Below are 25,304 nucleotides of genomic sequence, written 5' to 3'. Positions count from 1 at the left end.
CTCTATTTGGAAATTTTAATTAATTTTATCAGATCTTTAGCCTGAGTTTTACGCTCTTTCGTAAAAGGTTTTTTACCATAGCGTACTTGGTTAAATAACTGACTAAATGTGTTTATAGATTGTGCAGAACGAGGGAATTTGTCAGCAAAAAAATGTAACTGCTGACTCGGTGTTAAATTATCGGGTGTATTTATTTTTTGTTTTTTCGCCCATGCTTTTACTTCATAAAATTCTTTAACCATAGGCGCTAATTTAGCCGGGCGTTTTGGTAAGTTTAAAAAAACAAAATAACTTACAAAACAAAAACCAGCTGTTAATAAAACCATTAATGGTACAAGCCAAATGTTTTTACTACCAAAAATTGATTTTAAAAAATCATTTTGTTTTTCTTCGTCAAAACCAAGTACCCAGCTAGACCATTGATAATCGAGATTTTCAAGTTCCAACCTTAACCAATTAATAGCGGGGAAATTACTTAAACTCACTAAACCAAAATCAAGATTACTTTTAAATTCGTCATTCAGCTCTTCGTTTTGCGAAAGTGAGCCATTTAAACGCTCCGGTGCTACAACAGCGGTTGCATCAAAAATAACCCAACCTTCGTTTTGTAAATATACTTCTACCCATGCATGTGCGTCGTACTGGCGAACTGTTAGCGTATTATTATCTTGGTTTAATTCACCGCCTAAATAACCACTTACTAATCGAGCGGGTATACCTGCGGTTCTAAAAATGTACGCAGCGGCGCTTGCATAATGACCACAAAATCCACGTTGGTTTTCAAATAAAAATTGATCAATTGTATTATCACCGCTCATAGGAGTGGGTGTTAACGTATAAGTAAATCCCGTACCTGCAAAGTATTGTAATAAGCTATTGTAAAAATCGCGGTCAGAGTATGTATTTTGCTTTAAGTTTTTAGCAAGTGATGATGTTTTTACATTCTTTTTATAAGCGAGGTATTTGTAGCGTTTTTCTTCAAATTCGCCAAGCGGTAAAGCTGTGAAGTTAAAGCTATTTACATCGTATTGTAAGTTTTTAGCTTGACGACTTTTTTTACGCAATAAGCCTAGCGAATTACTTTCAACACTTGGTGAGTTACTACTGGAATACGCTAAACCATAGAGCCATTTTTGTGTAGCAGGCTCTGTAATAACTGAGTAGCTTGCAATAAGTTGCTCATTATTTTCGCTCTGGGTATTTGTTTTTAGATTATTATATTTTAAAAAGTCAGACGTAAACCACGCATTGCCATTAAATTCATCATGAACTATTGCTCGCCAATAATAAGGCGCTACAGGTTTTTCTTCGTTAAATTTAGCTCTAAACACAAGCTCGTCAGAATTTGAAAGCTTTGCAATATCGAATGGGTCGACTTGTTCAGAAAGCCCTGTTTTTGCAAGCTTAGGCCCAGGAAGCTGCCAAAAGGCGGGCATTTTTGGTAAAAAAAGCAGTAAAAATATAGCTAAAGGAAGTGCTAAAAGTAGTAATTTACCACTTTGCTTAGAGGCTATTTTTAAATTATGTTTGGATTCGAGTAAGCCAAGTACTGCAAAGTTTAATATGTATAAACCACTTACAGTTAAAGTCGTTAAAATGCTTTGGTTAAATAAATACACCGATGAGAGTGAAAAAAACGTAAGCGTTGTAATTACATGATAGTGTTTTTTGGTTTTAGCCTGCAGCAGCTTAAATAAACTAGCAAGTAGCAGCATGGCCACAAATAAAATAACCGTATCCGACATGCCTACGGTGTAGAGCATTAAACCTAGTGACACACCTGCGAGTATATTTGCCAGCCAAGCATTTGGCTTTGGTTTATTACTCAGCGTTATGTAAAAGTTCCATGCACAAATAAGTGAAAGTACACCTACAAAAGCAAGCGGTAAATGTGATACAAAAAATACAATTAAACATGCATATATAAAAGACAGCGAATAATTTATTACTTTTTCGTTTTTAAGTATGTCCATTACACATCACCATTAAATGAGCATAATAATTCTAAGCATTGCTGCTTATGTTGCTGTCCGGTATTTGTATTTATTGTTTTATTCGGTAGCTTTAACATAAAAGGGGTGTTTTTCTCGGTTGCTTCACACACTAAAAAGCATAACTGGCTTAAACGTTGTTCTGTATCTCCATTCATCAACGTAAAATCGAAGAGCGCATTCGCTGTTTTAAAGTCTACAAACTCTTTAACTAACAACTGCTGTGTTTTTGCGTAATGCTTCCAAGAGACTCTTTGCAAGCCCATTTCAGGTAAGTGTGGGATTAACGACTCAAACTCTTCGCTACCAGATTGTGTAGAAATACCTTTATCGGCTTGCTCATCACACATAGAAACATGCGCATCACTGTGTACTTGTTCAAGCGACGGGTATACAAATACATCTTCTTGTAATTGAATGTAGCTCCAAACAGTTATTAAACCAAAGGGATAGTTACTCGCTATTTTAATACGTTGCACTGAGTACTTACCGCGTGAGCCGTAGGGTAAGTTGAGTGTAAGTAACTGAGTCTTACTATCAACTTCGTCGGTATGTTTGTGAGTTTGCTTACTACCTTGATATGTTAAATTAATAGATTGGGTTAGTGAAGGGCTTCGTAATTCAAATACAATACTCGGTCTTTGGGGTGCGTAGCTGTTAAATGCATCTTTAAATTTAACCGTTAAGCCTTTAGCGTTACTGTAGCCCATTAATACAGCAATAATCATCACCACAAACATAAGATAAGACATTATTAAAATTAAATTATTTTGATAATTAATGCCCATTACAAAGTTTAAAATAGCCACAATTACAAAGTACCAACCTAGGGACGATGGCAATACATAAATTGTTCTGTGTTCAAGTGTAATTGAGTTTTTTAAATGCTTATTTTTTAATAACTTATTAAATACACTTCGCTTAAATGACTTAAATAAAGAAGGGCGCTTAGCTGTTTTTTTTGGCATAAAAGTTTATACCGGAACTAATACGTTTTTTAAAATATCGTTTACTTGCGCTTCACCTGAATCATTATGCAAACCTAATCGATGCTGACACACACTTGCAAATACGGCTTGAACATCTTCTGGCATTACAAAATCACGACCATCAATAAAGGCCCACGACCTAGCCGCTTTAGCAAGAGCCATACTGGCACGCGGTGATAACGAAGATGCAAAAGCGTTGCTTGTGCGTGTGTAATTAACAAGCTCTATAATGTAGTCAATAACCGGGCTACTTAAAGTAATTTGGCTTATCTGGGTTTGAATTGCCGCTAACTCTTGTTGGTTAATACGCTTAGGTAACTGACTGTAATCTCGTTTTTGCATATTCAAAATTAAGCGTTTTTCGGCTTCTTTAGGTGGAAAACCTAAGCTAATACGCATTAAAAAACGGTCTAATTGCGACTCAGGTAACGGGTAGGTACCTGATTGGTAAAGCGGGTTTTGTGTTGCTATCACAAAAAATGGATTTGGCAGCGTATATTTTTTTCCATCAACTGTTACTTGTTGCTCTTCCATTGCTTCAAGCAACGCACTTTGTGTTTTGGGTCCTGCGCGGTTTATTTCATCAGCTAAAACAACTTGGCTAAAAATAGGGCCTTTATGAAACGTAAAACTGTGCTCGGTAGAGTTAAACACATTAGTACCCAAAATATCAGCAGGCAGAAGATCACTGGTAAATTGTATACGCTGATACGATAAACCCAACACAGCTGACAATGCATGAGAAAGAGTGGTTTTTCCCATGCCAGGCAAATCTTCAATGAGTAAATGCCCTTCGCTAAATAAGCATGTAAGTGCCAGTTTTATTTGTTGTTGTTTACCAAATATAACACTCGAAAGATCGTCTATAATCGCAGTAACAGTACTATGCATGCTAACCTTATTATTATTCTATTATTTCAAGACGCTTCATTACAGTGTCTACTTTTTTTGTATTGAAAGGTTTTGCAATAAAGCCTTTAGCGCCCATTTCCCACGTGTTTTGTACGTTTTCGAGACTATTGTGGCCAGAGCACATAACAACATGAGTGTGCGGGTAAGCACTATTAATGTATTCCAATATATCTGCACCGTTAGAGTCAGGTAAATCTACATCTACAAATATAACGCCTGGCGGTTTATTGTTCATAATAGGTTTAGCAGAGCTAAAATCAGCGCTTTCTAATATATCTTCAAACCCTAAGTCAGTTAAAATTTGGTTTAGATAATCACGAATTTCCTTAACGTCATCAATAATGAGGATGGGCTCCAGCGGGCGAACAAATTCCATATGTAGGTTACTTCTATTTTGAATACATCTAAGTGCTTTAATACTAAGCTAACCCCATCATAAGCTCAAGAACGTTACTTAAAAAACACTAATAAATAAACTGTTTATAGGTTTGCCCAACAACGTATTTTTAAAGGATTATCTGCTCTCATATCTTCTACTAACTTATATTTTCATTAATTGTATTGAACAATAATGACGTATCTACAATAAATCCCTTAATCCTACACTTTATTTCTTCAAAATTTGATGTAACAAATTTGCTACTTAACTTATTGATTCAAAAATATTTACATATGAATTCGATTTTTTGTAAACGTTTTGTAATAAAAAATCGTTGACCTTCTAAATTCATTCTGTGATTATGCTCAGCAGATGGGCTTATGCTCACAAGTGCAATTTCATTATCTATTTAATGTTTTGCTCAGCAAGCCTCATCTACACACACTGAATTAATACCAATTTCATTAAATGAATATGCAATTTAATAAAGTTGGCATCACACACCACACTAAATAAAGAGCTTATTATGTTGAATAATAAAAAGACTAAATTTGCAATTTCTCTCATAGCGGCAGCTATGGCTACATCGGCTCCAGCACAGGCTGATATTTCTGAATATTTAGATCGCGTTGACGTAGACTTTTTACTAATGCAAAACTTTCAGTCAATTCAGGCTAAAGACGGCGCATTTCGTCCAGAAGATGAAGAACAAGAATCAGGTTTTGGCCGTATTAGAGCAAATCTAATGCTTAAATTTCATATTAACGAGTTCATTACTGCCGATATAGATATTGCAGAAGAGCCTAATGACTTTGGTGGCGAAGATCGTGACTTTTCATTTCACAACGATTTTGCAGGTGTTGAATTTGACTTACTAGGCCTTTATGGCACACCAAAAGAAAACGCAAATTTAACACTGCGTTTAGGTAACATTGGTGGATCACCTTTTCAATTTAAAGGCTTTCAAGACGGCGCAGATAACCAAAGTAATGCACTTATTGGTAATGGTATTACCGATTACGCAACCGCAGAAAACGGTGCACAGCTAAGTTACAGCGAAACTTTCGATAGTGGTGTAGTACGTGCTTATAATGTTACAGGTCACATTACGACTTCAAGTTTCGGTGAAGCATTTCAAGAAGACAGAGGTTATAACTACCGACTTCAAGGTACTCTAGAATTTGAAGGTGGCTTTAAAGCAGGCTTAAACTTATTAAAGGCGAATCAAGGCGACCAGTTACGTTTTGAAAATGGTGTAGCCAGTCTTGATGGTGTAACCACAACAAACTATCGCTTTGGCGATGGTGAAAACTATAATTTCTCAGCGTCACCTTCGAACGAGCGTGACACTCACGTTGGTGCAATGCCAGGGCTTGAGCAATCAATCATCCAGCTTAACTTAGCTTATCAGCCATCTGACGAAACTAGCTTAATTTTTATGGTTGGTAAATCATCTGATGACTACACATTTGCAGATGCCGCTGGTAATGCAGTTGCCGGTATTACCTACTTTGGTACAAACGGTATAGTAGATGAAAATGGCACTACTTTTGATTCAAACAGTGTAATAGAAGGCGACTCATCGGTTGAGTACTTCGTGTTTGAAGCACAACAATATCTAATCCCTAAAAAGCTATATGTAGCGGCTCGTTATGCAGAAGCCGAAAACACTTCCGACTTAATTGAACAAACAGACAACACAGTAGAGCGTATTCAAGTAGCCGCAGGTTACTGGTTTAACGATAAAACGCTTTTAAAAGTTGAGTATGTTAACCAAGAAGAAGGTGTTAATTCGGGCGGCCAAATCGGTAAAGGATTTGACGGCTTCACTTCTGAAATATCTGTTAAATTTTAAATCATTATCCAAATAGTCTAACTATTTATACAAAGGACCTAAAAAGGCACTTTGCGGGCAGTTTTATGCGTTAAAACTGCCATAAATAGAATTGGTAATAGATTGAAATTTAATAGCACTTGTTAAAACATAATGTGTATGGGGAATACCCGATGAAAAATAAATTAATTATGCTCGCGTGTGGCTTTATAAGCATGGGCGCTGCGGCAAAAGAAACAATTACAATAGCGACTGTTAACAACGGTGACATGATCACCATGAAAGAATTAAGCAGTAACTTTACCAGCCAAAACCCTGATATAGATCTAAAATGGGTCACTCTAGAGGAAAACATTCTTCGCCAACGTGTCACTACCGATGTTGCAACAAAAGGCGGACAATACGATGTTATGACCATAGGTACTTATGAAGTACCAATTTGGGGCAAGCAAAATTGGCTAAAAGAGCTGGATAATTTAGGTGAAAACTACGATTTAGACGATTTAATTCCGGCAATCCGAAGCGGTTTAACGATTAACGATAAGCTTTATGCTGCACCATTTTATGGTGAAAGTTCAATGGTTATGTACCGCACTGACTTAATGGAAAAAGCAGGGCTAACTATGCCTAAAGCACCAACATGGGACTTTATACGCAAAGCTGCTAAAGCGGTGACAGATAAAAAAGAAGGTGTTTATGGTCTTTGTTTACGTGGTAAAGCAGGTTGGGGCGAAAACGTTGCGCTTATTACATCCATGGCTAATTCGTTTGGTGCGCGTTGGTTTGATGAAAACTGGAAGCCACAGTTTAATACCCCAGAGTGGGAAAATACCCTTCAGTATTATGTCGATGTAATGAAAGAGTCGGGACCTGCTGGTTCATCTGCAAACGGGTTTAATGAAAATCTTGCACTATTTCAAACCGGAAAATGTGGTATTTGGATTGATGCAACCGTTGCAGGCGCATTTGTTACCAACAAAAAAGACTCAGAAGTTGCCGATAAAGTAGGGTTTGCACTTGCGCCAGATAACGGCCTAGGTAAACGCGGTAATTGGTTATGGTCTTGGACTTTAGCCGTACCGGCAAGCAGCAAAAAACCAGATGCCGCAATGAAATTTATTAGCTGGGCAACATCTAAAGAATACACTCGACTTGTAGCCGACAAAAAAGGTTGGGCAAAAGTACCGCCAGGTACACGTAAATCACTTTACAGTAATCAAAAGTACATGGACGCAGCACCGTTTGCGCAAATTACCTTAGATTCTATTCAATCTGCAGATCCTAAAAATCCAACCGTTAAACCGGTGCCTTATGTAGGTATTCAGTTTGTTGCTATTCCTGAGTTTCAAGGAATTGGTACAGCTGTTGGGCAACAATTTTCAGCAGCATTAACTGGCCAAATGACCGTTAAGCAAGCGCTTAGTACGTCTCAGCACCTCGTTGAGCGAACAATGCGTAAAGCTCGCTATCCTAAATAGCATGTAATGGGCGGGTAAGTACTCAAACTTACCCAATATTTTATGTCAATTCTATTTACTTGTTAGTTATAAACACTATCAAGGGTTTCTGATTTTCACTTGATAGTTAACAAGTAAATAGAATTGGCTTTTTTAAGGTCACCTTTATGGCAACAACTAACTCGCGCACGCTTGCTCGGTTTATGCTTCTTCCTAGTGTAATTTTATTACTTGCTTGGATGATAGTTCCGCTGTGTATGACACTGTATTTTTCATTTATTGATTACAACTTACTCGTTCCTGGGGATAAAGAGTTTGTAGGCTTTTTAAACTATGAGTTTTTTCTAACTGATCCGGCTTTTTTTGAATCATTTTTTAACACGCTTTACTTAGTAACTGGGGTTTTACTTATCACTATTTGTGGTGGTATTGGCTTAGCTATTTTACTAGACCAAGCAATATGGGGACGAAACTATGTTCGCATTATGGTGCTAGCCCCATTTTTTGTAATGCCAACTGTGTCGGCATTGGTATGGAAAAACATGCTAATGAACCCAGTTAATGGCTTATTTGCACATTTCGCGATTTGGCTTGGCTTTGAACCTATCGACTTTTTTGCTCAAATGCCGTTATTTTCAATCATCATAATTGTGTCTTGGCAGTGGTTACCGTTTGCAGCATTAATACTACTAACAGCAATACAATCATTAGACCGCGAGCAATTAGAAGCGGCTGATTTGGACGGAGCAGGCCCATTTAGTAAGTTTTTTTACATCGTTTTACCGCATTTATCGCGTGCTGTAACTGCGGTTATTTTAATCGAAACTATATTTTTACTGTCAATTTTTGCTGAAATATTAGTTACAACTAGTGGCGGCCCTGGTTATTCGTCGACCAATATAACGTACTTAATTTACACGCAATCACTACTTCAATTTGATGTAGGCGGCGGTTCGGCAGGGGGCATAGTTGCAGTTATTATTGCAAATATAGTCGCTATATTTTTAATGCGCTTAATTGGCAAAAACTTGGAGGGTTAATTATGACTATAAAAGATAGCCGTCGTTCCAAACTAATTTATACCATTGCTGCATGGACAATAAGCGGTATGATTTTCTTTCCAATTTTATGGATGCTCATCACCAGTTTTAAAACGGAAGCCGAAGCAATTTCAGCAAGCCCAAGCTTATATGCATTCGATTGGACACTCGAAAATTACCGCGATGTACTGTCGCGTTCACCATACTTTACCCATTTTTGGAACTCTGTAGTTATATCGCTAGGTTCAAGTTTACTGGGGTTATTAATTGCTGTACCTGCTGCGTGGTCTATGGCTTTTGTACAAACTAAAAAAACAAAGCATTTATTAATGTGGATGCTTTCAACCAAAATGTTACCGCCAGTAGGCGTACTTATTCCGATTTATTTATTGTTTCGTGACTTTGCGTTACTCGATACAAAATTAGGTTTAGTGATTGTAATGACACTCATTAACTTACCAATAATGGTATGGATGCTTTACACCTACTTTAGAGAAATACCAAACGAAATACTTGAAGCTTCACGTATGGATGGCGCAACAATTGGTGAAGAAATATTTCATGTTTTATTGCCAATAGCCTTACCAGGTATAGCCTCAACGTTATTGCTAAATGTTATTTTATCGTGGAACGAAGCGTTTTGGACACTTATTTTAACCGCTGCAAATGCTGCACCTTTAACGGCATTTATTGCCAGTTACTCAAGCCCTGAGGGGTTATTTTACGCTAAGTTATCGGCAGCATCTGCCATGGCCATTGTGCCAATTTTAATACTTGGTTGGTTTAGTCAAAAACAATTAGTGCGTGGATTAAGTTTCGGCGCAGTAAAATAGGAGAATACACATGGGCAGCATCACACTAAAACAAGTCACTAAAAACTTTGATGAAGTAAACGTAATTAAACCGCTCGACTTAGAAATTAAAGACGGTGAGTTTATCGTTTTTGTCGGTCCGTCGGGCTGTGGTAAATCTACATTACTTCGTATGATCGCAGGTCTTGAAGATACCACCAGTGGTAATATAGAAATTGATGGCATTGACGCTACAAAAACACCGCCTGCAAAAAGAGGCTTAGCAATGGTGTTTCAATCCTATGCGTTGTATCCGCATATGACAGTGCGTAACAATATTGCTTTTCCTTTAAAAAGAGCCAAGGTAAGCCCTGCAGAAATCGAAAGTAAAATTGCTAACGCCGCTAAAATTCTAAATTTAACTGATTATTTAGACCGAAAGCCTGGGCAATTATCGGGCGGTCAGCGCCAGCGTGTAGCGATAGGGCGCGTAATTGTTCGTCAGCCTTCGGCATTTTTATTTGACGAACCACTTTCGAATCTTGATGCGTCACTACGTGTAAATATGCGTTTAGAAATATCTGAATTACATAAAAGTTTAGCTACAACAATGATTTATGTTACACACGATCAGGTTGAAGCCATGACAATGGCAGATAGAATCGCGGTATTTAATGCCGGTATTATTGAACAAGTAGGCACACCTTTAGAACTTTATAAAAACCCTGTAAACAAATTTGTAGCTGGTTTTATTGGTTCGCCAAAAATGAATTTTATAGATGCTCCACAAAATGAAGATGCGAATGTTAGCTGTATTGGTATACGACCAGAGCATATAACACTCTCTACTGAGCAAGGTACTTGGACTGGAACTGTAGGTGTAATTGAGCATTTAGGATCGGAGAGCTTTTTACATATAAATATTGAAGGCAAAGGGACCGTAACAGTAAAAGCGGATGGTGATTGCCCATTAAAATATGGCGACAGTATTTACCTAAGCGCACCGGCAGATAAAGTATTAAAGTTTGATAATAACGGTTTAACTATTCGCTAAAGCCAATTTTTAATTACCTTAAATAGCACCTTTATAAGGGTGCTATTAACTAAATTCTAATTACATAATCCTATGAAACCTAGGTATTTTTTATTAAGGAATGGTATATTTACAATTATAAATAACAAAAACGTTATTGATAAATAGATATTCCAAAATTAATAAAATAATTTATATAGCAGCACATATAATTAAAATTATGTAATGAAAATAAGGATTTAGTTTTCCTTATATTTTAAGAGGTTTACGTGGTAAAGCTATCAAATACAGAAATTAGAAAGCTAGATGATGCAGCCAGAGCAGGGTGGTTATATTATGTTGGCGGTAACACACAAGATGAAATTGCTAAAAAGCTAAATATATCTCGTCAATCTGCACAAAGAATGGTCGCATTATCTGTGAGCCAAGGTCTAATTAAAGTTAGACTTGACCACCCGATTGCCAAATGTATGGATTTGGCCGAAAAATTAAAAAGCCGTTTTGGGTTAGATTCGTGCGAAGTTGTACCGAGCGATCCGTCTGAACCATCGTCTACATTAGGTTTGGCTCAAGCTGGCGCGGCTGAAATAGAACGTCATTTAAAATCAGAACAACCCAAAGTACTTGCTATGGGAACCGGTCGAGTTTTACGTTCATGTGTAGATGAGCTAAGAACTGTTGATTGTCCGCAACATAAAATTGTAGCAATGCTAGGTAATATGGCTTTGGATGGATCGGCTTCACCTTATGATGTTGTAGTAAGAATGGCCGAACACACCAATGCAAAACATTACCCAATGCCATTGCCAGTTTTACCAAGAAGTATTGAAGAAAAAGAACAGTTACATGCACAACAAAATATTACCGGTAATTTAAAACTCGCTAAAGATGCCGATGTAACATTTGTGGGTATTGGTAGCTTAGGTGAAAAATCGCCATTACATATAGATGGTTTTATTGATGCGCAAGAACTTAAAGAGTTACAAGATCTTGGTGCCGTTGGTGAAATGATTAGTTGGGTGTTTGATAAAAACGGTAAGCTTTTAGATTGCACAGTTAATCAGCGTGTAGCAAGTACGCCATTAAAAACAAATGCTAACAAACAGATTTATGCGATAGCTGCTGGTGAAGAAAAAGTGTTAGCCATTTTGGGCGCAGTAAGGTCAAACATGATCAGCGGATTAATTACTAACGAATATACAGCTGAGCGTTTATTAAGTATTGATTAAACAAATTGATAAATAAAGTATCTGTATTAGTAATATCTGTTATTGTAATAAAATCACTTAATGTCCGATACCGTCTAGTATTGGACATAGTAAGGGCGCATTTAAGCGCTCTTACTATATATACATTAACTACCTATAATTTATATTATGTTAAATAGCATAAATAAATACATAACCAAGTTACTCACCTTCATTAATTAACGTATAAACGCGATATTTTGACTGTTTAATAAGCATTAACCTACTTATCTTAATAGTTAGTGCCTTACCCATTTACGGTATTAGCTTCTTGAACATATAAAAATACCGCTTGGTTATTAATATAATCAAGCGGTATTACAATGATTGCCTATTCGCCACTTTACCCAATCAAACTTAACGTATTGAAACAAATAGCTTTTTAATAAACCTAGTAATTCACTAGAATGTTTTATTATTCATAAATTCACTAATAAGCTCAGACACTTTATCTGGATGTTCATCAATAACCCAATGAGCGGCTTTATCTATCCAAATCAATGATGAATTTGGAATTGCTTCTTCTAACATTGGCGCATACTTTGGCTTTTGAAACTTGTCTTCTTTACCCCATATTATGAGTGTTTCATGAGGTAAGCTTTTAAGATCGCCTGTAATAGCTTCGGTATATTCTTTATTGAGCCTGCGCATGTTACTAAATAAAGCGGCTTTTCCTTTTTCATTACTCCATGGTGCTAAGTATATTTTCATCAACTCTTCAGTCATTACGCTCGAGTCGTAAACACCTTTGGGCATGAAATCTCTTAATGTATCCACAAATTCAGCTACAGTTGTTTTTTCTTCTACACCTGGTTCTAGCAAAGGTTCAAATTCTGGTATTGGCCAAGAGTCAAAACATACACTATCAATTAAAACCAACCCGTTCACTTTATCCGGATGATTTACAGCCATTAATTGAGCAACACCACCACCAATATCATGTGCAGCAATATTAACTTTAGAAATACCGAGTTCTTCCAAAAACTTACACATTATTCTACATTGCGCATTTATAGATACATCGGTGTTAATTGGCATATCAGATTCACCAAAGTTTAGTAAATCAGGCGCTATTACTCGATATTTTGATGCAAGTTTTGGCATCACATTTCGCCATAAAAATTTATTGGTTGGTATTCCGTGTATCAATAATAAAGGTGTTCCTTGTCCCATTTCTTGATAAGCAATTTGATGACCTTCTACTGTAACGTACTGTGTCTTGTTCATAATTTTGCCTCTTTAACTTTAAAAATTATAATATTTAGTAAACTATAAAATTAGAATATAGCCTTATAAAGCAAATTCCGTCCCAATATGAGTATTTATTAGTTATTAAAAAATCTTAATGTTTTAAAAGTTAAACCCCTGTGCTACGTGGGCTCTAGGCTAAATAAATTTACTGACTTTATAATATTGCAGTGTTTAATAATTGTGATTATCAAACCGCTTTAAGAAGTGTGAAACGATGCCTCGTATACATGCAACAATTACAAAAGCGTAGTTTGTAATACTTTGAAGGAATAATTTGAAATAATTATTCTTATTAAAGAACTTTTACAAATTTAAATACATTAATGGTTCATATACGCAAAAGCACTAATAAATATTAGTGCTTTCAAAAATTATAATTTAACTTTTTAGTAAGCTATAAATAAAAAATAGTTAACCGCCCTACTGTTTCTATTTATCATTCCAAAAAATATCTAATATTTTCTATTAATACACTTTGCTTAACTGGCTTCAATAACAAGCCGTTAAACCCAAGCTTCACATACTTGTTATCACTATTTTCGTTTTCACTAAATGTATGAGCGATAATTTTTGTTGCTGATGCGTCAGCATGCTTTCTTATTTTTAGCATTGCGTCGGTGCCTGTAAATTGCGGCATTACTATATCCATTAAAATAATATCGTAAATATTTTGAGAAACCATAAGTAGCGCCTCTATAGCACTTGATGCGAAATCTATTAAAATATTTTCTTCGTTAAGCATTTTTCTAATTACTATTTCTATTAGCAAGTCATCATCTACTAAAAGCAGTCGTTTAGTTTTATTTATTGGCGTTACTTTAAACTCGATAACTTCAGCCATATTTTCAATAGTGTTTTTCATGTTTTACCTCATTACTGTTCCAGTAATATACGCTAATTTATAACGATTTATCTTTTAAAATGCGTGTTATTTGATTTATTAATACACCTTGTTTTACTGGTTTTAATAGCATGTCATCAAAGCCCTGGTTAACGTATTTTGAATCTGTATCGGGTGTCGATGTATGAGCAATTATTTTAGTTTTCAAATTGTCACTGTGTTTTTTAATTTTTAACATAGCGTCAGTTCCCGACAATTCTGGCATTACTATGTCCATTAAAATAATGTCGTAACTGTTTTGCGATACCATCAACATCGCTTCTATTGCACTGCGCGCGTAATCTATTTTAATATTCTCATTTTTTAGCATCGCTCTAATTACAATCTCAACAAGAGGATCGTCATCAACCAGTAATAGCGTGTTTTGGTGTTTGTTAGTTACTAAACTCGCTTTTACTAAATCATTATTTGTTAACGAGCTACTTGGTACTTCTTGCTCGTTGTCTTTACCTTTACTTTGTTTGGTTGCTATGTTGACCAACATAGAAAGTGATATCGTTGATTTATTCGCGTTACTACTTACCGTTATCGCTTTACCACCTAACATTTTAAATATTGAAATAAAAAACTTTAACTCTAATGACACGTCTTTATCATCTATAAAGCGCGTTATATCATCACCCGATATACTTTTAAGCTCAGTTATAAAGTTACTACTGTCGATCAAATTACTTAATGAAAAATCGAGGTATAAGTAATTACGTTTACTTTCATTTTTAATCTGAGCGTTAATTGAAAGCGTTGTATTATTTGATGAATCCAAAACCTCAGTCACTAATTGAATAACCAATTGAGAAATTAACTTTTCATCGCTTGCGACCGTTAATTCAGGCGTAATATTATTTTTAAGAACGATTCTTTTATTTTCAGCCTCTTTAGCTAAAATCGACATATTATTATTGATCATTTGATTTAGGTTTACGTTTTTGGCCTGAAGCTTTAACTTACCTATTTCCGATTTATTTATATTTACGAGTTGCTGAATTACACTTTCGAGCTGGTCGCATGCATCAGAAATATTCCCCACATTATTTTTAAATTCGTTAAAGCTTATTGGATCTTTAGATATTTCAACTAATGACTTTAAAGATGATAAAGGCGTTTTTAACTGACGGCTAAGCCTTGTAACAAATTTTTCTTTTAATTGATTTGTCTGTTTTGATTTTTCGAGAACATCAGCGAGTAAACATTCTTTTTGATGTGCCTCTGTATCATCTCTAAAGTAGCAAACGAAACCATTAAAATCTGTATGTCTTTGTAATACAGTTATCCACTTCCCGTCTGTAAAACCTATATCTATTAATTGGTTACGGTCATCATCAAGCTTATGATGTTCGTGGTAGTGATTTATAATATTATGCTGCTGCGCAATACTTATCAGCTGGCTATACGATAGCTGACTATTTTGTTTATTCACCTGTGCAAATAAAAGATTAAAAGCATTGTTGGTAATCACAGGAAATTCGTGGCTATTAAAAATAGCAAACCCATGCGGCAGTGCATCCAGAGAACTTGAAAAAAGCTCTTCTCTATTGAGTATTAACTGATTTTTTTGTTTTATTTCACTGTGTAAACGCCTTGGCAAACGTAAAAAATAATACACAAACGCGAATACACAAAAAGAGATTAACCCTAATCTAATTAAACTGTATTTAGTTATTTGTGGTCGTACTATTTTATTCATTGGTTGCACATGCAAGCGCCAAGTAGGAGGGAAACGACTGCTTAAAGCGCTAATACTATTTTTAATTATACTCGGGTTTACTTCTCCTTGTTTTCCTAAAGTAAACTGTGGTGTTGCTATAAAAACGTTATAATTTTCAGTGTTTAATTTGCCAATAACGGCTTTTAAAAACTTACTTAAATCAAATGCTGTAAGCGTATAAATAGAACCTTGTTTTATTTTTATTTCAGAAATTAAGAAGGCCGTATCAGCAACCGTAAATACTTCTACTGCTTGTTTATTTGCTCTTTTATTAAATTTTTCTAACCAGTTTGTAAACCCATACGCGGCTAAATCAAAATTATTTTTTGACCAAAGTGCAAGCTGGTTATACTCAGAATCAAACACAACATACCCTTTGTAAGTTAAATTTTGTGAAACCTGACTCTGCACTAAATTGTTAAGCTGCTCTTTTGTATAGTTATTTTGGCTTTGTAAAAAGCCTGCAATAACTAAATCTTTTTGAGATATATACAATCCTTGATTATCAAATCGCTCTAATGCATTAAATAACGTTTTACGTAATTGCTGGGTTTGTTGATTGTAGTTACTTTGCAGCTCCTTTTTTTCAATAGTATAAAGAAGTAATGCAGTGAATGAGCATAATACTAATGAAATTAAAAATGCGACGGGCGCTAAACTAAATACATGAATATACTTTTCACCATAATTTTTTTTCGCAGGCTTAGTACTTTGATTACTTACTGAATCTGAATTTTTATTTAACTGTGTCTGTAATAATTGAGCAAATGAAATAAACTGATCTTTTTGTGAACCTATTAATGTTTTAGGTGCTAAATCGGCCATCAGCACTACGCCAATTAATTTATTAGTGACACTATAAATTGGATATTGTGCATAAAAACGAATTAATTTGTGCGTGTTGTTTGATACATCATCAAAAAAAGTATCTTCAAATAGATATAGTTTTTCTTGTGTACAGCGTTTTTGATAGCTTAATAACTCATTTTCGACGCTTTCTTTATCGCTGCAGGTTATTAACTGCTTTGAATAAACTTCTCTAAAATCGATAAATTTAACAATTGAAACATCATAAAACTGTTTTAGTAGTGTTAGCGTTTCTTTAATTTCTGTTGATATTTCATCAGTTTGTGTATCTGCTACATTAGCATGTGAGGTAAATATATTTGAGGCGTTCATTGACGTTCTCCTTCCCCTTTTGGGGGAGTATGTATCCACGTTGTACTGTTTTGGCCGCTATGTACTGGCAGTAAAACTTTAAATGGTGGTGTTAAGCTACTAAGTGCAGGTTCGCCTGTAGTGATATTAATTACTTGTTCTGCATTAACTAAATTAAGTGATGTTTTGCAATATGTAATGCCTGGCTCAATCCCTATTAAGCTCAGTGTTTCACTAATAATAAGGTTATTTACTAAATCAATACCGGCGAGGTCAAATGTAGTTTGTAAAATAGTGAAGACGAGTGTCTCTACAATGTTTTCATCTTCTTCTAAGCGTGTCCCTTCTGGGCAGCATATAGTGCCTAGCTCTATATCAACACTTGTTCCAATACCAACTAATGACAGCGCATTAAGGGCTGTATTTAAAAGCGGTTCTACCTGAGGTAAATATAAATCAAGTATGTCACCTTGCGATTCGTACCCCGTTTGGCATGTATCACACGATTGCGATAAACCTTGATCGCTTGTACCTAAAAGTGGATTACCTAGAGCTGTTACCCCAACTAAACAACTGCTGTCGGCCGGCTGCTTATCTATTTCAAAGCTTTCACAAGGTGAGCCTGTTACTACTTTTTGCGATACATAACGAGATAGAATTTGTTCACTATTAGCTGGGCATTGTTGTGGCGTGCTTCTTAATAACTGACCAATAACGGTATTACCTAACTGCCCTATTGCATAATTTGGACCTTGCTGCAGCGCATTTATATAACTTACATTACCGGTATTATTTAACTTGCTAACACCTTGGCTGTCTGTTGCTTCGTCACTTAAGCCCTTTAAACACGGGTTACCTTGGCAATTTGGAGCATCGTAATAAACAGCTTCTCGCGAGGTAAACCTATCGTCTCGTATGCCTATTAATGCCCTGTACGTGTTGTTTGCTCCACGGTCTGTATAAAAAATGAGTGGTGCTTGGTGCTCATCAAAACTTACAGCAATACCGAGTGGTCTATTATTAGCGTCGACTACAGTAATTTGATTATCTACCTTAGTTTGATGGCGCTTAATAAGGGCATCCCTGACTAAAATCACCCCGCCAATTGAGCCAATAATTAAAATAGTTATAATTAATATAAGCTCAATAGTAAGTATGTACCCTTGTTGATAATGCTTTTTCATATCAGGCTCCTATAACACTTCTACAAGCATTTTAAGTACGTTCATTACTTGTAATGCTGCGGGAAAAAACACCAATACCAAAAACATCGGAAAACAAATTAAGATAATGGGAAAGGTTGTGTGCATCGCTTTTTTGTTTACTTTTTTAGCGAGTAAAATGTTCTTTTTTAGAGCTATGCCTTCAAGTTGAGCCTCTACTGCTTGGATAAGTGGCGTACCAAGTTTTGACCCTATTAACATTAAGTTGGCGAGCTTTTTAATTCCTAATACGCCGGTTCTTTCAAAAAGTGAATTAAATGCAAATTCACGATCTTTACCTGCGCTTAGTTCGAATAAAAATAACTTTAGCTCTTTGTATAATGGGTGTTTTTGACTTAATCCATGATCAACCGCCAGTGCAAATGAGCGCTCTAGTGAAAATCCAGCGCGCATGTAAACCAGTAAAACCCGTAAAAAAAACTCTAAACTATTATTAATAGTGGTTTGACGTTGATTTTTACGTAATAAAAACCAGCATTCGGGTGCAAAAAAACACATAAAACACAGTAATAATTTAATCGATTGGCTCAGCTCATAACCTGTTAGTTCTATAACCGTAAATACACTAAAAGTAGCAGCCACTTTGAAGCAGTACAGGCTTATTAATATTTTATTAATTTGAATTCCTGCTTGTCTTAATTGACGTTTAGAGATGATGATTAGCGGATACCAATTAATGTTTTTAGTATCGGGTTTATCTAATTCAACTTTAAGAGATTGCCTATGAATATGGATAAATGACCCCATACTTACTAAAAGTCCGATAAGTAAAAGTATATCAATCATAATGTTACCCTTAAGCTAAGGCGTAGCCATAAAAAACCAAATAGCTGACAAAGAAGCGCAACCGTTATAAATGCAATCCCATTAGGGTCGTTTAATAATGGTTCAAACCAGGTTGGATCGGTATAGCTAAATAAAGGAATTAGTGCGTAAGGTAAAAAACCACTAAATACAGCAGCGTATTTAGTGCCCGAAAGCTTAGCTTTTAGCTGTTGGCGGTCGAGGGTCCGAAGCGACATCATGTTGCATACGCTTTTTAGCATATCGGTTAAATCACACTGGCTTTGTGTATGTGTAATGATGCTATGAGCAAACAATCTTACGGTTTCGCAGTTGTATCTTTCAATTAAAGGGGCAAACGACGTTTCGGCATCACTACCCATGCTCATGCGTTGTATTAGTAAGGTGCTTTGTTTTTTTATATATGGGTCTGCATGTTCATCAGCAAACTGCATTGATTGCTGTAGCGATAGCCCAGTGCTTAAACACGATTGTACGGTTTCAATAAATTCTAAAAAATGATGCTCAAATTTTGCTAATTTATAATGAGCCAAGTCAATCACAGTTATAAAACAGGTTACAAAAACCACGATTGAAATAATAAACGCGCTGGTTGATGCCTCTGGATAATATAATTTAGCTAAAAACCATGAGCTACTAGAGAGCGAACACGCCATGCTTATAAACCAAGCGTTACTTATGTTTAAGCCTAGCACTCGTAGTGACAAAGTAAGTACGTCTTTTTCTTCTAAAATATCTACTTTTTTAGCGCTCTGGTTGCTTTTATTTTTAGCATACAAAGAAACCAACACACTAGCTGCAAGTACAAAGGTTATAACCGCCGCTATAGCTAATAAATAATCAAGTTTAGTCATTGTTAGCCTCCGGGTTATTGTGCAGTAATGCTTTTAATTCTTGTGCATTTGCGCCTTGGCCTTTCATAAACTCAATAACACTTGAGTTATCTATTAACTCACTTTGTACTGGCTCTGCTTCGTTAATACTATAAAGCGGGCTAAAATGTGCGCCGCCATTAACACGCTTAATTTCACCAATACTTTTTAGAGTTCGGGTGCCATTAGTTGAGCGAGAAACATGCACAATAAGTTGAATACTCGACGCGATTAGCGAACTTGTATGGGTATCGCTCAGTTGTGCATTGTGTAACTGCACTAAGGTAGATAAACGAATAACGGCATCATTTGCGCTGTTAGCATGTATGGTCGTCATCGAACCTTGGTGACCACAGTTCATTGCTTGGAGCATATCGATTACCTCGCCTGAGCGTACCTCTCCAACAATTATTCTATCTGCGCGCATTCTAAGGGCTGCTTTTACTAAATCTCTTAGGCTAACTGCACCTTTACCATCGCTGTTTGTGTCGTGGGCTTCTAATTGCACAACGTGGTTGTGATGCAAATTAAGTTCAGCGCTTTCTTCAATGGTTACAACACGTTCATTTGGATTAATTGAGTTGGCAAGTACGTTCAATAATGACGTTTTACCAGCCCCGGCATTGCCACACACTAAAATATTAACGCCTGTTTTAACTGCACTTTTTAAAAATGATAAGATGTTTTTATCTAAAAAATGGTTATTAACTAAAAAGTCATCGTTTATTTTTTTATGGTTAAACTTACGAATAGACACAATAGCTGCGCTGGTACACGCAGGCGGTACAATAATATGAACACGGCTACCATCTTTTAGTTTGCCATCAACAATTGGCATAAGCGCATTGACTTGTCGGCCACAACCATCAAGTAAGCGATCAACAAATCGGCGTAAATGGCGTTCGTCATCAAACTTACTGGCTGTGCAAAGTAGTTTGCCTTGTTTATCAATCCAAATATCTTGCGTGTCGTTTATTAAAATATCACTTACCTGATCGTCCAGCATAAACTGTGCAATAGGTCCCAGGCCTTGAATTTCATCAAATACAGCCTGAACAACCTGCTCTTGTTGATGTTGGTTAAATGAAGATTGATTAAATTGTGGAATTTCACTGCACAAAGCAGAGATTTTTTCGAGAACATTACTTGATAAAAGCGCGGTTGGCTCTTGTTCGTACTCTTCGATAACGGCATCGTGCAATAGCTTTTTAAGCTCTTCAAAGGTACTTAAACTGGTTTGAACTTCTTCATGTTTGCTTGATAAATTAAACATAAAAACTCACTTAGCTACATATACAGCTTCATTTTTAACGCCTTTAACCACTTCGATTGTGCGACTGGTTTGTAAGCGTGAAAAGTTTTGCAAACGACCCTGTTCAATGTCATAAGCGCTATGCACAATAATTGAAACTTTGTCGGCGTTATCTATACCCGCCAACGAATAAACATCTTTTGGAAGTACCGCAAGGACTAATGAAACACCGCCCGCAGCAGAATTAGACTCTTTAGCTAAATTATCCATTACGCCACTTTTAGCGGCTTGCGATTTAGGACCTTTTGAAACACCAATAAGCTGTACATCACGGGCAACTGTTCTTACTAAGCGATTAGTTTTAGCGACTATGTCGAGTCGGTCACCTTTGTGTATGCGCGAAAGCGGAATATCTAAGGTGTTTAGTTTTAAAGTATATAAAACACGCCCTGCCGGTATGGCTTCTGATAAATTTTGGCTTTTCGCTCTAATAAAATCGGTGTCGAACAAGGGTTGTTCAACCATTTTGTTAGTTGCTAATTTTTGACCAATTAATGCACGTGGGTTTTGAACGCTCAGTGCAATATTTGAATAGTTACTTGGATCTATACTTTTTTGCTCTACATCGTGAACGGTTACTGTTTGACCGGCTGACATATTTTTGTTTACTACCCAGGCTGTTACGCTATTTTCATCGTTTACCTGTCTAATGCCCAAAGCCGAAGCTAACATGCCAGAGGTGATGAGTAATGTGAGAGCCGCAGTGGTTGCGCCTTTGTTACTTTTACTTTTCATAATATTCCTCCAGAGTAACTTTCACTGCCACACTTTTGTGGCAGTGAGCCTTAAGCTTGGTATTCAAACCTGGTTGCCTTATATTGGGTACCTTGCGTTAGTTACCTTGTGAACCGCCTGCTGCTGTACGTGTTGCAGCATCGCCGCTTGGTGTTGCATTAACAAGTGCGGCACTTTCACTAAAGTCTGATGCAACAAAAGTGAATGAACTGCCATCGCCTGCGTACACATCAACTGAATCCACAAACCCAGAGCCAGACACTTCAGCTGTGCCTTCGGCGTTAATCATGCCGTCAAATACATAGCTTTGGTCAAGTGAGCCAATTGCTTCAGCTACATCTTCAAGTTCACTGGTTACCGAGTCACGTAATGTAGATAAACCAATTACAAGTGCTGCTACCATTGAAGTAGAAAGAATGATTAGCTCTGACGTTAGTACAAAACCTTTTTGCTTTTTGCTATTTAAGTTATGTTTAATAGTTTTCATAATCGTAGCCTTTAAATTAGAAGAGCTTATGCTCACTTTACATATTGCGAGGACCATGCCAGCTATAAATAACCATTAAATACAGTTGGTTATGTTTTTAATGGTTATTGTTTATTAGATGTTTTCATTTTTGATTTGCAAAATGCAAATCAATATTAAAAAATAATTTTTAGATACTTAATGCTAGGTTTACGTTATTGAAAGTATTATTAAAACTGATGGATAGTGTAAGGAGTAAATATTAAAAGCAATCTTGTGAGGTTACGTATAAAACGTAGGATGAGCGTAAGCTTTACTCCTATTTTTGATAAATAATAAAGTGGTTTTGGCTCCTTAATAATGCCAAATTTTAGGTATAAAAAAAGGCCCGAAGGCCTTAAGAATAACAATTACCTAAAACGGAGAGTTTACCGCGCCTAGCAAGTGTTTTTTTGTGCGTGGGTTCTGCACGTAAAACTTGCTCATAGTAGCCACAAGCCAATAAATTATTGGTATTAGCTTCTTCAATTAACCCTTTATGGTAAAAATAGGCGGTGCTATTTAAACCAAACTTAACCGAAAGCTCTAAGTAGTTTGAAGCTATAACGTAACTGCCCTGAGCATAATGTATAGAGGCCATTTGCAGGTATGGTGAAGCATGTGTACCAAAAACATCTACGCCGTATTGAGCAATGCTTTTTGCTTTAGCTAAATTACCTTGCTCTATTGCTAACGTAACCCCTAAAGTAATTGCATTTAATGGTGGATTAGCTTTATTAAGTAGAGTGTTTATAACTTGTTGAGATTGATTAGCACGGCCACTTTTATAAAGTACGTAGGCCGATATCGACAGTATTGCCGTGTTATCGGGGTGTTCAAGCATTAATTGATTCACCTCATGCACTAGGTTCAAACAGTTACTTGCATTTATACCTTCACACTTTAATGGTTGGGCATTTAATTGGTATTTTTTAACGATGTCACCCAGCGCGTTGTAAGGATTTACTGTTGGCTTGTAATCAATATGAGCGCAACCCGATAAAGTAAGCAGTAAAATAATATAAAATATTCTCATAGCCCTTGCTCCTGTATATAGCTAAGTACCTGGGTGTCTATATTTGCCTGTTCCCACGAACGTAATGTATTAATTGGCTCACGCACCAGATTTGGAGTTACAACAATTATAAGCTCGCGGTTGTTTTCACTTTTGCTGGTTGTTTCGCTTAACTTTCCTAGCATGCTATTGCCGTTGCCATCAGGTACAAAGTCGTGGCTTGCATTGTTATCGGTGCTAATTAAGCCACCAATAATAAGAGGTTGTCCGTCTTTTAAACGTGTTGATGTTTGCATGCTGCGTGTATTAAATGCACTGCTGTTTAAACTGCTGCCTGTACTTTGTGCAATTTCGGCGGTTAACGTGGTATCGGGTAATGAAATTACTGGGTTTAGATCAAGTGTTATTCTGTCTTTGTCGTCAACCATGGCGCGTACATTTAATTCAACTCCAAATGATTTAAATTCTGTACCGCTAAACACCGACCCACTACTACCTTGCTGACCGCTTGTAATTCCAGATGGGCTATAACTTGTAGGTACAGGTACTTCACCACCGACTTTAAACACGGCACTTTCACCGGCTAAAACCGTGATTGTAGGGCGAGAAAGAGTTCGCGATATACCTTCTTGTTCAAGTAATGAAAATAACATATCAATGGCAAACTGTGAGGTAGAAAGCTGTAAGTTATTAGTTAATTGACCACCAATTAATTGCAGCGCATTTTCTATTGTTGCAGAGCCAGATTCGCGATTAGTCATACCGTCACGGCCAAATAAACCCGCTTCTTTTTCATATCCATTAGAGAGCACGCTAATATCTGGGCGCCATTGCTTTAACCTACGTTGATTTACTTCGTATAGCTGCACCGATACACGCACTTGCGGTAAATCTTCAACTTCAATACTCGACAAAACTTTACCGCCAGCCACTGACAGCAACGTTGCTCTTGCAATATTAGAACTCACATTACTTAAATTTAATCCTGAGGTAGCATCATTTATTAAACCGCCTGACTCGTTGGCAAGTACTTCAATACCTGAACTTTTATCCTGCGTTGCGCCGCCCATTAAATTATTAGGATCAAGAGGAGAACCCTGAGTTTGTAATGCTTGCTCTGGTTCGAATAATTTATTAATTGTATTTAATAAGCGCACTAGCTCTATCTGGTTTTTTACAGAGCCGGAAAGTAAAAAAACATCGTTGTCGTCATTTGATAACTCATCAACCGAGATGCGTTTAATGGTCACTTTATCTGCGCCCATTGATTTTATTACTTCGCTAATACGTTCTTCTTTAGGCTTGGGTGCTTGAGTTACTTTTATTAAATTAATAATAGCGACTTTACTCGAGTTTTGAGAGCTGCCGCCGTTTGCGTTACCCAAGCCTTGCAAGCGTTGAGCAAGTGAATTAAACATACCTTGGTTAGGATTTGAGGTGATAACGGGTTGTGATGCTTGTGAGCTACTGGCATAAAGGTAGTTTTTTGCAGCTTCATAAGCGGCATGACGATAATTTATAGTAGGTACTTCACCACGTAATACAACAGCATGGCGATCAGGCGCTATGGTTAGCTGTACGTCAGGATGGATGTCGTTTAAGGCATTTTCTAGTACGCTGTAGTCTTCGGTTACGCCAAGTAAAAATGTTTCAGAGCTTTTATCGTCGTACCACACCATCATAGATGTACGGCCCAACTTTTTAGCTAAAATTAGTAGCTCACGGCCATTTACCACGTTCACATCAAGTGTTGTTTCGTGGCCAAGTGCAATACGAGAAATATCACGGGTAAACACAAAGCGAGTATGCGTCCATTTAACTAAGTGCGATACTTTTTGTACCCGCTCACCATTTGCATTTTCTATATAATCTAAATGACTTTCACTGCCCATAGCGGTAAAAGATATTAGTAATAGTATAAAAATAAATTTTAACATAAGCCTTTCCCTCAATTTGCTTACTGTATAGGTAGCAAGTATGAGACCAAGGGCTTTTGTATTTATAATCAGTGGATTAAGATGTATAAACGTGTTTTTTATTATTTTGATTCGCAAATTGCAAATCAACAATTCATGAAGAGGTTAACAAAGAAATAAGAGCAGAGGTGTGTGGCGCAAAGCGAGTGAAAGTACGCTTTACGCTAGTTTTAA

Annotated in this window: 21 protein-coding genes; 6 read left to right on the top strand and 15 right to left on the bottom strand. The window is 36.5% G+C overall.

Annotated features, from left to right (window positions below; genetic code table 11):
* Positions 1 to 2 precede the first annotated feature (2 nt).
* From I6E70_RS11670 to I6E70_RS11655, 4 genes are read right to left on the bottom strand one after another with little or no spacing between them, the layout of a single operon-like run.
* A complete protein-coding gene (locus tag I6E70_RS11670; protein WP_197188768.1) occupies positions 3 to 1,973 on the bottom strand; it encodes a transglutaminase family protein in 1,971 nt (656 codons plus the stop codon).
* Positions 1,973 to 2,959, bottom strand: coding sequence for a DUF58 domain-containing protein (locus I6E70_RS11665; RefSeq protein WP_197188767.1), 987 nt, complete (start codon positions 2,957 to 2,959; stop codon positions 1,973 to 1,975). The genes I6E70_RS11670 and I6E70_RS11665 overlap by 1 nt, the downstream gene beginning before the upstream one ends.
* Positions 2,960 to 2,965: 6 nt before the next feature.
* A complete protein-coding gene (locus I6E70_RS11660; RefSeq protein ID WP_197188766.1) occupies positions 2,966 to 3,871 on the bottom strand; it encodes an AAA family ATPase in 906 nt (301 codons plus the stop codon).
* 13 nt (positions 3,872 to 3,884) lie between these two features.
* Complete coding sequence (locus tag I6E70_RS11655; protein ID WP_007582739.1) at positions 3,885 to 4,268, bottom strand: response regulator; 384 nt, start codon at positions 4,266 to 4,268, stop codon at positions 3,885 to 3,887.
* A 529-nt stretch (positions 4,269 to 4,797) separates the two neighbouring features.
* Between I6E70_RS11655 and I6E70_RS11650 the strand changes: the two genes are divergently transcribed.
* The 6 genes from I6E70_RS11650 (at position 4,798) to I6E70_RS11625 (ending at position 11,655) form a co-directional block, all read left to right on the top strand.
* Positions 4,798 to 6,126: a hypothetical protein gene (locus I6E70_RS11650; RefSeq protein WP_197188765.1), complete on the top strand. Its 1,329-nt coding sequence runs from the start codon at positions 4,798 to 4,800 to the stop codon at positions 6,124 to 6,126.
* Positions 6,127 to 6,278: 152 nt separating this feature from the next.
* Positions 6,279 to 7,583, top strand: coding sequence for an ABC transporter substrate-binding protein (locus I6E70_RS11645; protein ID WP_197188764.1), 1,305 nt, complete (start codon positions 6,279 to 6,281; stop codon positions 7,581 to 7,583).
* A gap of 146 nt (positions 7,584 to 7,729) precedes the next feature.
* The gene (locus I6E70_RS11640; RefSeq protein WP_002960879.1) at positions 7,730 to 8,602 is read left to right on the top strand and encodes a carbohydrate ABC transporter permease; all 873 of its coding nucleotides are present in this window, start codon (positions 7,730 to 7,732) and stop codon (positions 8,600 to 8,602) included.
* Between the two features lie 2 nt (positions 8,603 to 8,604).
* A complete protein-coding gene (locus I6E70_RS11635) occupies positions 8,605 to 9,435 on the top strand; it encodes a carbohydrate ABC transporter permease (protein WP_197188763.1) in 831 nt (276 codons plus the stop codon).
* Between the two features lie 10 nt (positions 9,436 to 9,445).
* Positions 9,446 to 10,447 carry an ABC transporter ATP-binding protein gene (locus I6E70_RS11630; RefSeq protein ID WP_197188762.1) on the top strand — a complete coding sequence of 334 codons (1,002 nt, stop codon included), beginning with the start codon at positions 9,446 to 9,448 and terminating at the stop codon, positions 10,445 to 10,447.
* A 248-nt stretch (positions 10,448 to 10,695) separates the two neighbouring features.
* Positions 10,696 to 11,655 carry a sugar-binding transcriptional regulator gene (locus I6E70_RS11625; RefSeq protein WP_002960874.1) on the top strand — a complete coding sequence of 320 codons (960 nt, stop codon included), beginning with the start codon at positions 10,696 to 10,698 and terminating at the stop codon, positions 11,653 to 11,655.
* Positions 11,656 to 12,075: 420 nt separating this feature from the next.
* Here I6E70_RS11625 and I6E70_RS11620 read toward each other — a convergent pair whose 3' ends face one another.
* The 11 genes from I6E70_RS11620 to I6E70_RS11570 all read right to left on the bottom strand — a co-directional run bounded on the left by I6E70_RS11620 (position 12,076) and on the right by I6E70_RS11570 (position 25,091).
* A complete protein-coding gene (locus I6E70_RS11620; RefSeq protein ID WP_197112801.1) occupies positions 12,076 to 12,900 on the bottom strand; it encodes an alpha/beta fold hydrolase in 825 nt (274 codons plus the stop codon).
* Between the two features lie 460 nt (positions 12,901 to 13,360).
* Positions 13,361 to 13,786, bottom strand: coding sequence for a response regulator (locus I6E70_RS11615; protein ID WP_010552799.1), 426 nt, complete (start codon positions 13,784 to 13,786; stop codon positions 13,361 to 13,363).
* 37 nt (positions 13,787 to 13,823) lie between these two features.
* A complete protein-coding gene (locus tag I6E70_RS11610; protein ID WP_197188761.1) occupies positions 13,824 to 16,709 on the bottom strand; it encodes an ATP-binding response regulator in 2,886 nt (961 codons plus the stop codon).
* A complete protein-coding gene (locus I6E70_RS11605) occupies positions 16,706 to 17,872 on the bottom strand; it encodes a hypothetical protein (RefSeq protein ID WP_165726040.1) in 1,167 nt (388 codons plus the stop codon). Before I6E70_RS11605 ends, I6E70_RS11610 begins: the two co-directional genes overlap by 4 nt.
* A gap of 9 nt (positions 17,873 to 17,881) precedes the next feature.
* Positions 17,882 to 18,697 carry a type II secretion system F family protein gene (locus tag I6E70_RS11600; protein WP_197188760.1) on the bottom strand — a complete coding sequence of 272 codons (816 nt, stop codon included), beginning with the start codon at positions 18,695 to 18,697 and terminating at the stop codon, positions 17,882 to 17,884.
* Positions 18,694 to 19,569, bottom strand: a complete 876-nt coding sequence (locus I6E70_RS11595) for a type II secretion system F family protein (RefSeq protein ID WP_121955001.1) — start codon at positions 19,567 to 19,569, stop codon at positions 18,694 to 18,696. Before I6E70_RS11595 ends, I6E70_RS11600 begins: the two co-directional genes overlap by 4 nt.
* Positions 19,562 to 20,860, bottom strand: a complete 1,299-nt coding sequence (locus I6E70_RS11590; protein ID WP_010552794.1) for a CpaF family protein — start codon at positions 20,858 to 20,860, stop codon at positions 19,562 to 19,564. Before I6E70_RS11590 ends, I6E70_RS11595 begins: the two co-directional genes overlap by 8 nt.
* Positions 20,861 to 20,866: 6 nt before the next feature.
* A complete protein-coding gene (locus I6E70_RS11585; RefSeq protein ID WP_007586678.1) occupies positions 20,867 to 21,634 on the bottom strand; it encodes a hypothetical protein in 768 nt (255 codons plus the stop codon).
* 97 nt (positions 21,635 to 21,731) lie between these two features.
* Positions 21,732 to 22,121: a hypothetical protein gene (locus I6E70_RS11580; RefSeq protein WP_010552792.1), complete on the bottom strand. Its 390-nt coding sequence runs from the start codon at positions 22,119 to 22,121 to the stop codon at positions 21,732 to 21,734.
* A 376-nt stretch (positions 22,122 to 22,497) separates the two neighbouring features.
* The gene (locus tag I6E70_RS11575; protein WP_197188759.1) at positions 22,498 to 23,175 is read right to left on the bottom strand and encodes a tetratricopeptide repeat protein; all 678 of its coding nucleotides are present in this window, start codon (positions 23,173 to 23,175) and stop codon (positions 22,498 to 22,500) included.
* Entirely contained in the window at positions 23,172 to 25,091 is a 1,920-nt protein-coding gene (locus I6E70_RS11570; RefSeq protein ID WP_024609061.1) for a pilus assembly protein N-terminal domain-containing protein, read from the bottom strand. Before I6E70_RS11570 ends, I6E70_RS11575 begins: the two co-directional genes overlap by 4 nt.
* Positions 25,092 to 25,304: the final 213 nt, after the last annotated feature.

It is taken from the genome of Pseudoalteromonas sp. NGC95, assembly GCF_015864705.1.
GTDB lineage: Bacteria > Pseudomonadota > Gammaproteobacteria > Enterobacterales > Alteromonadaceae > Pseudoalteromonas > Pseudoalteromonas arctica.
This window is presented reverse-complemented; position numbering and strand designations above follow the sequence as displayed.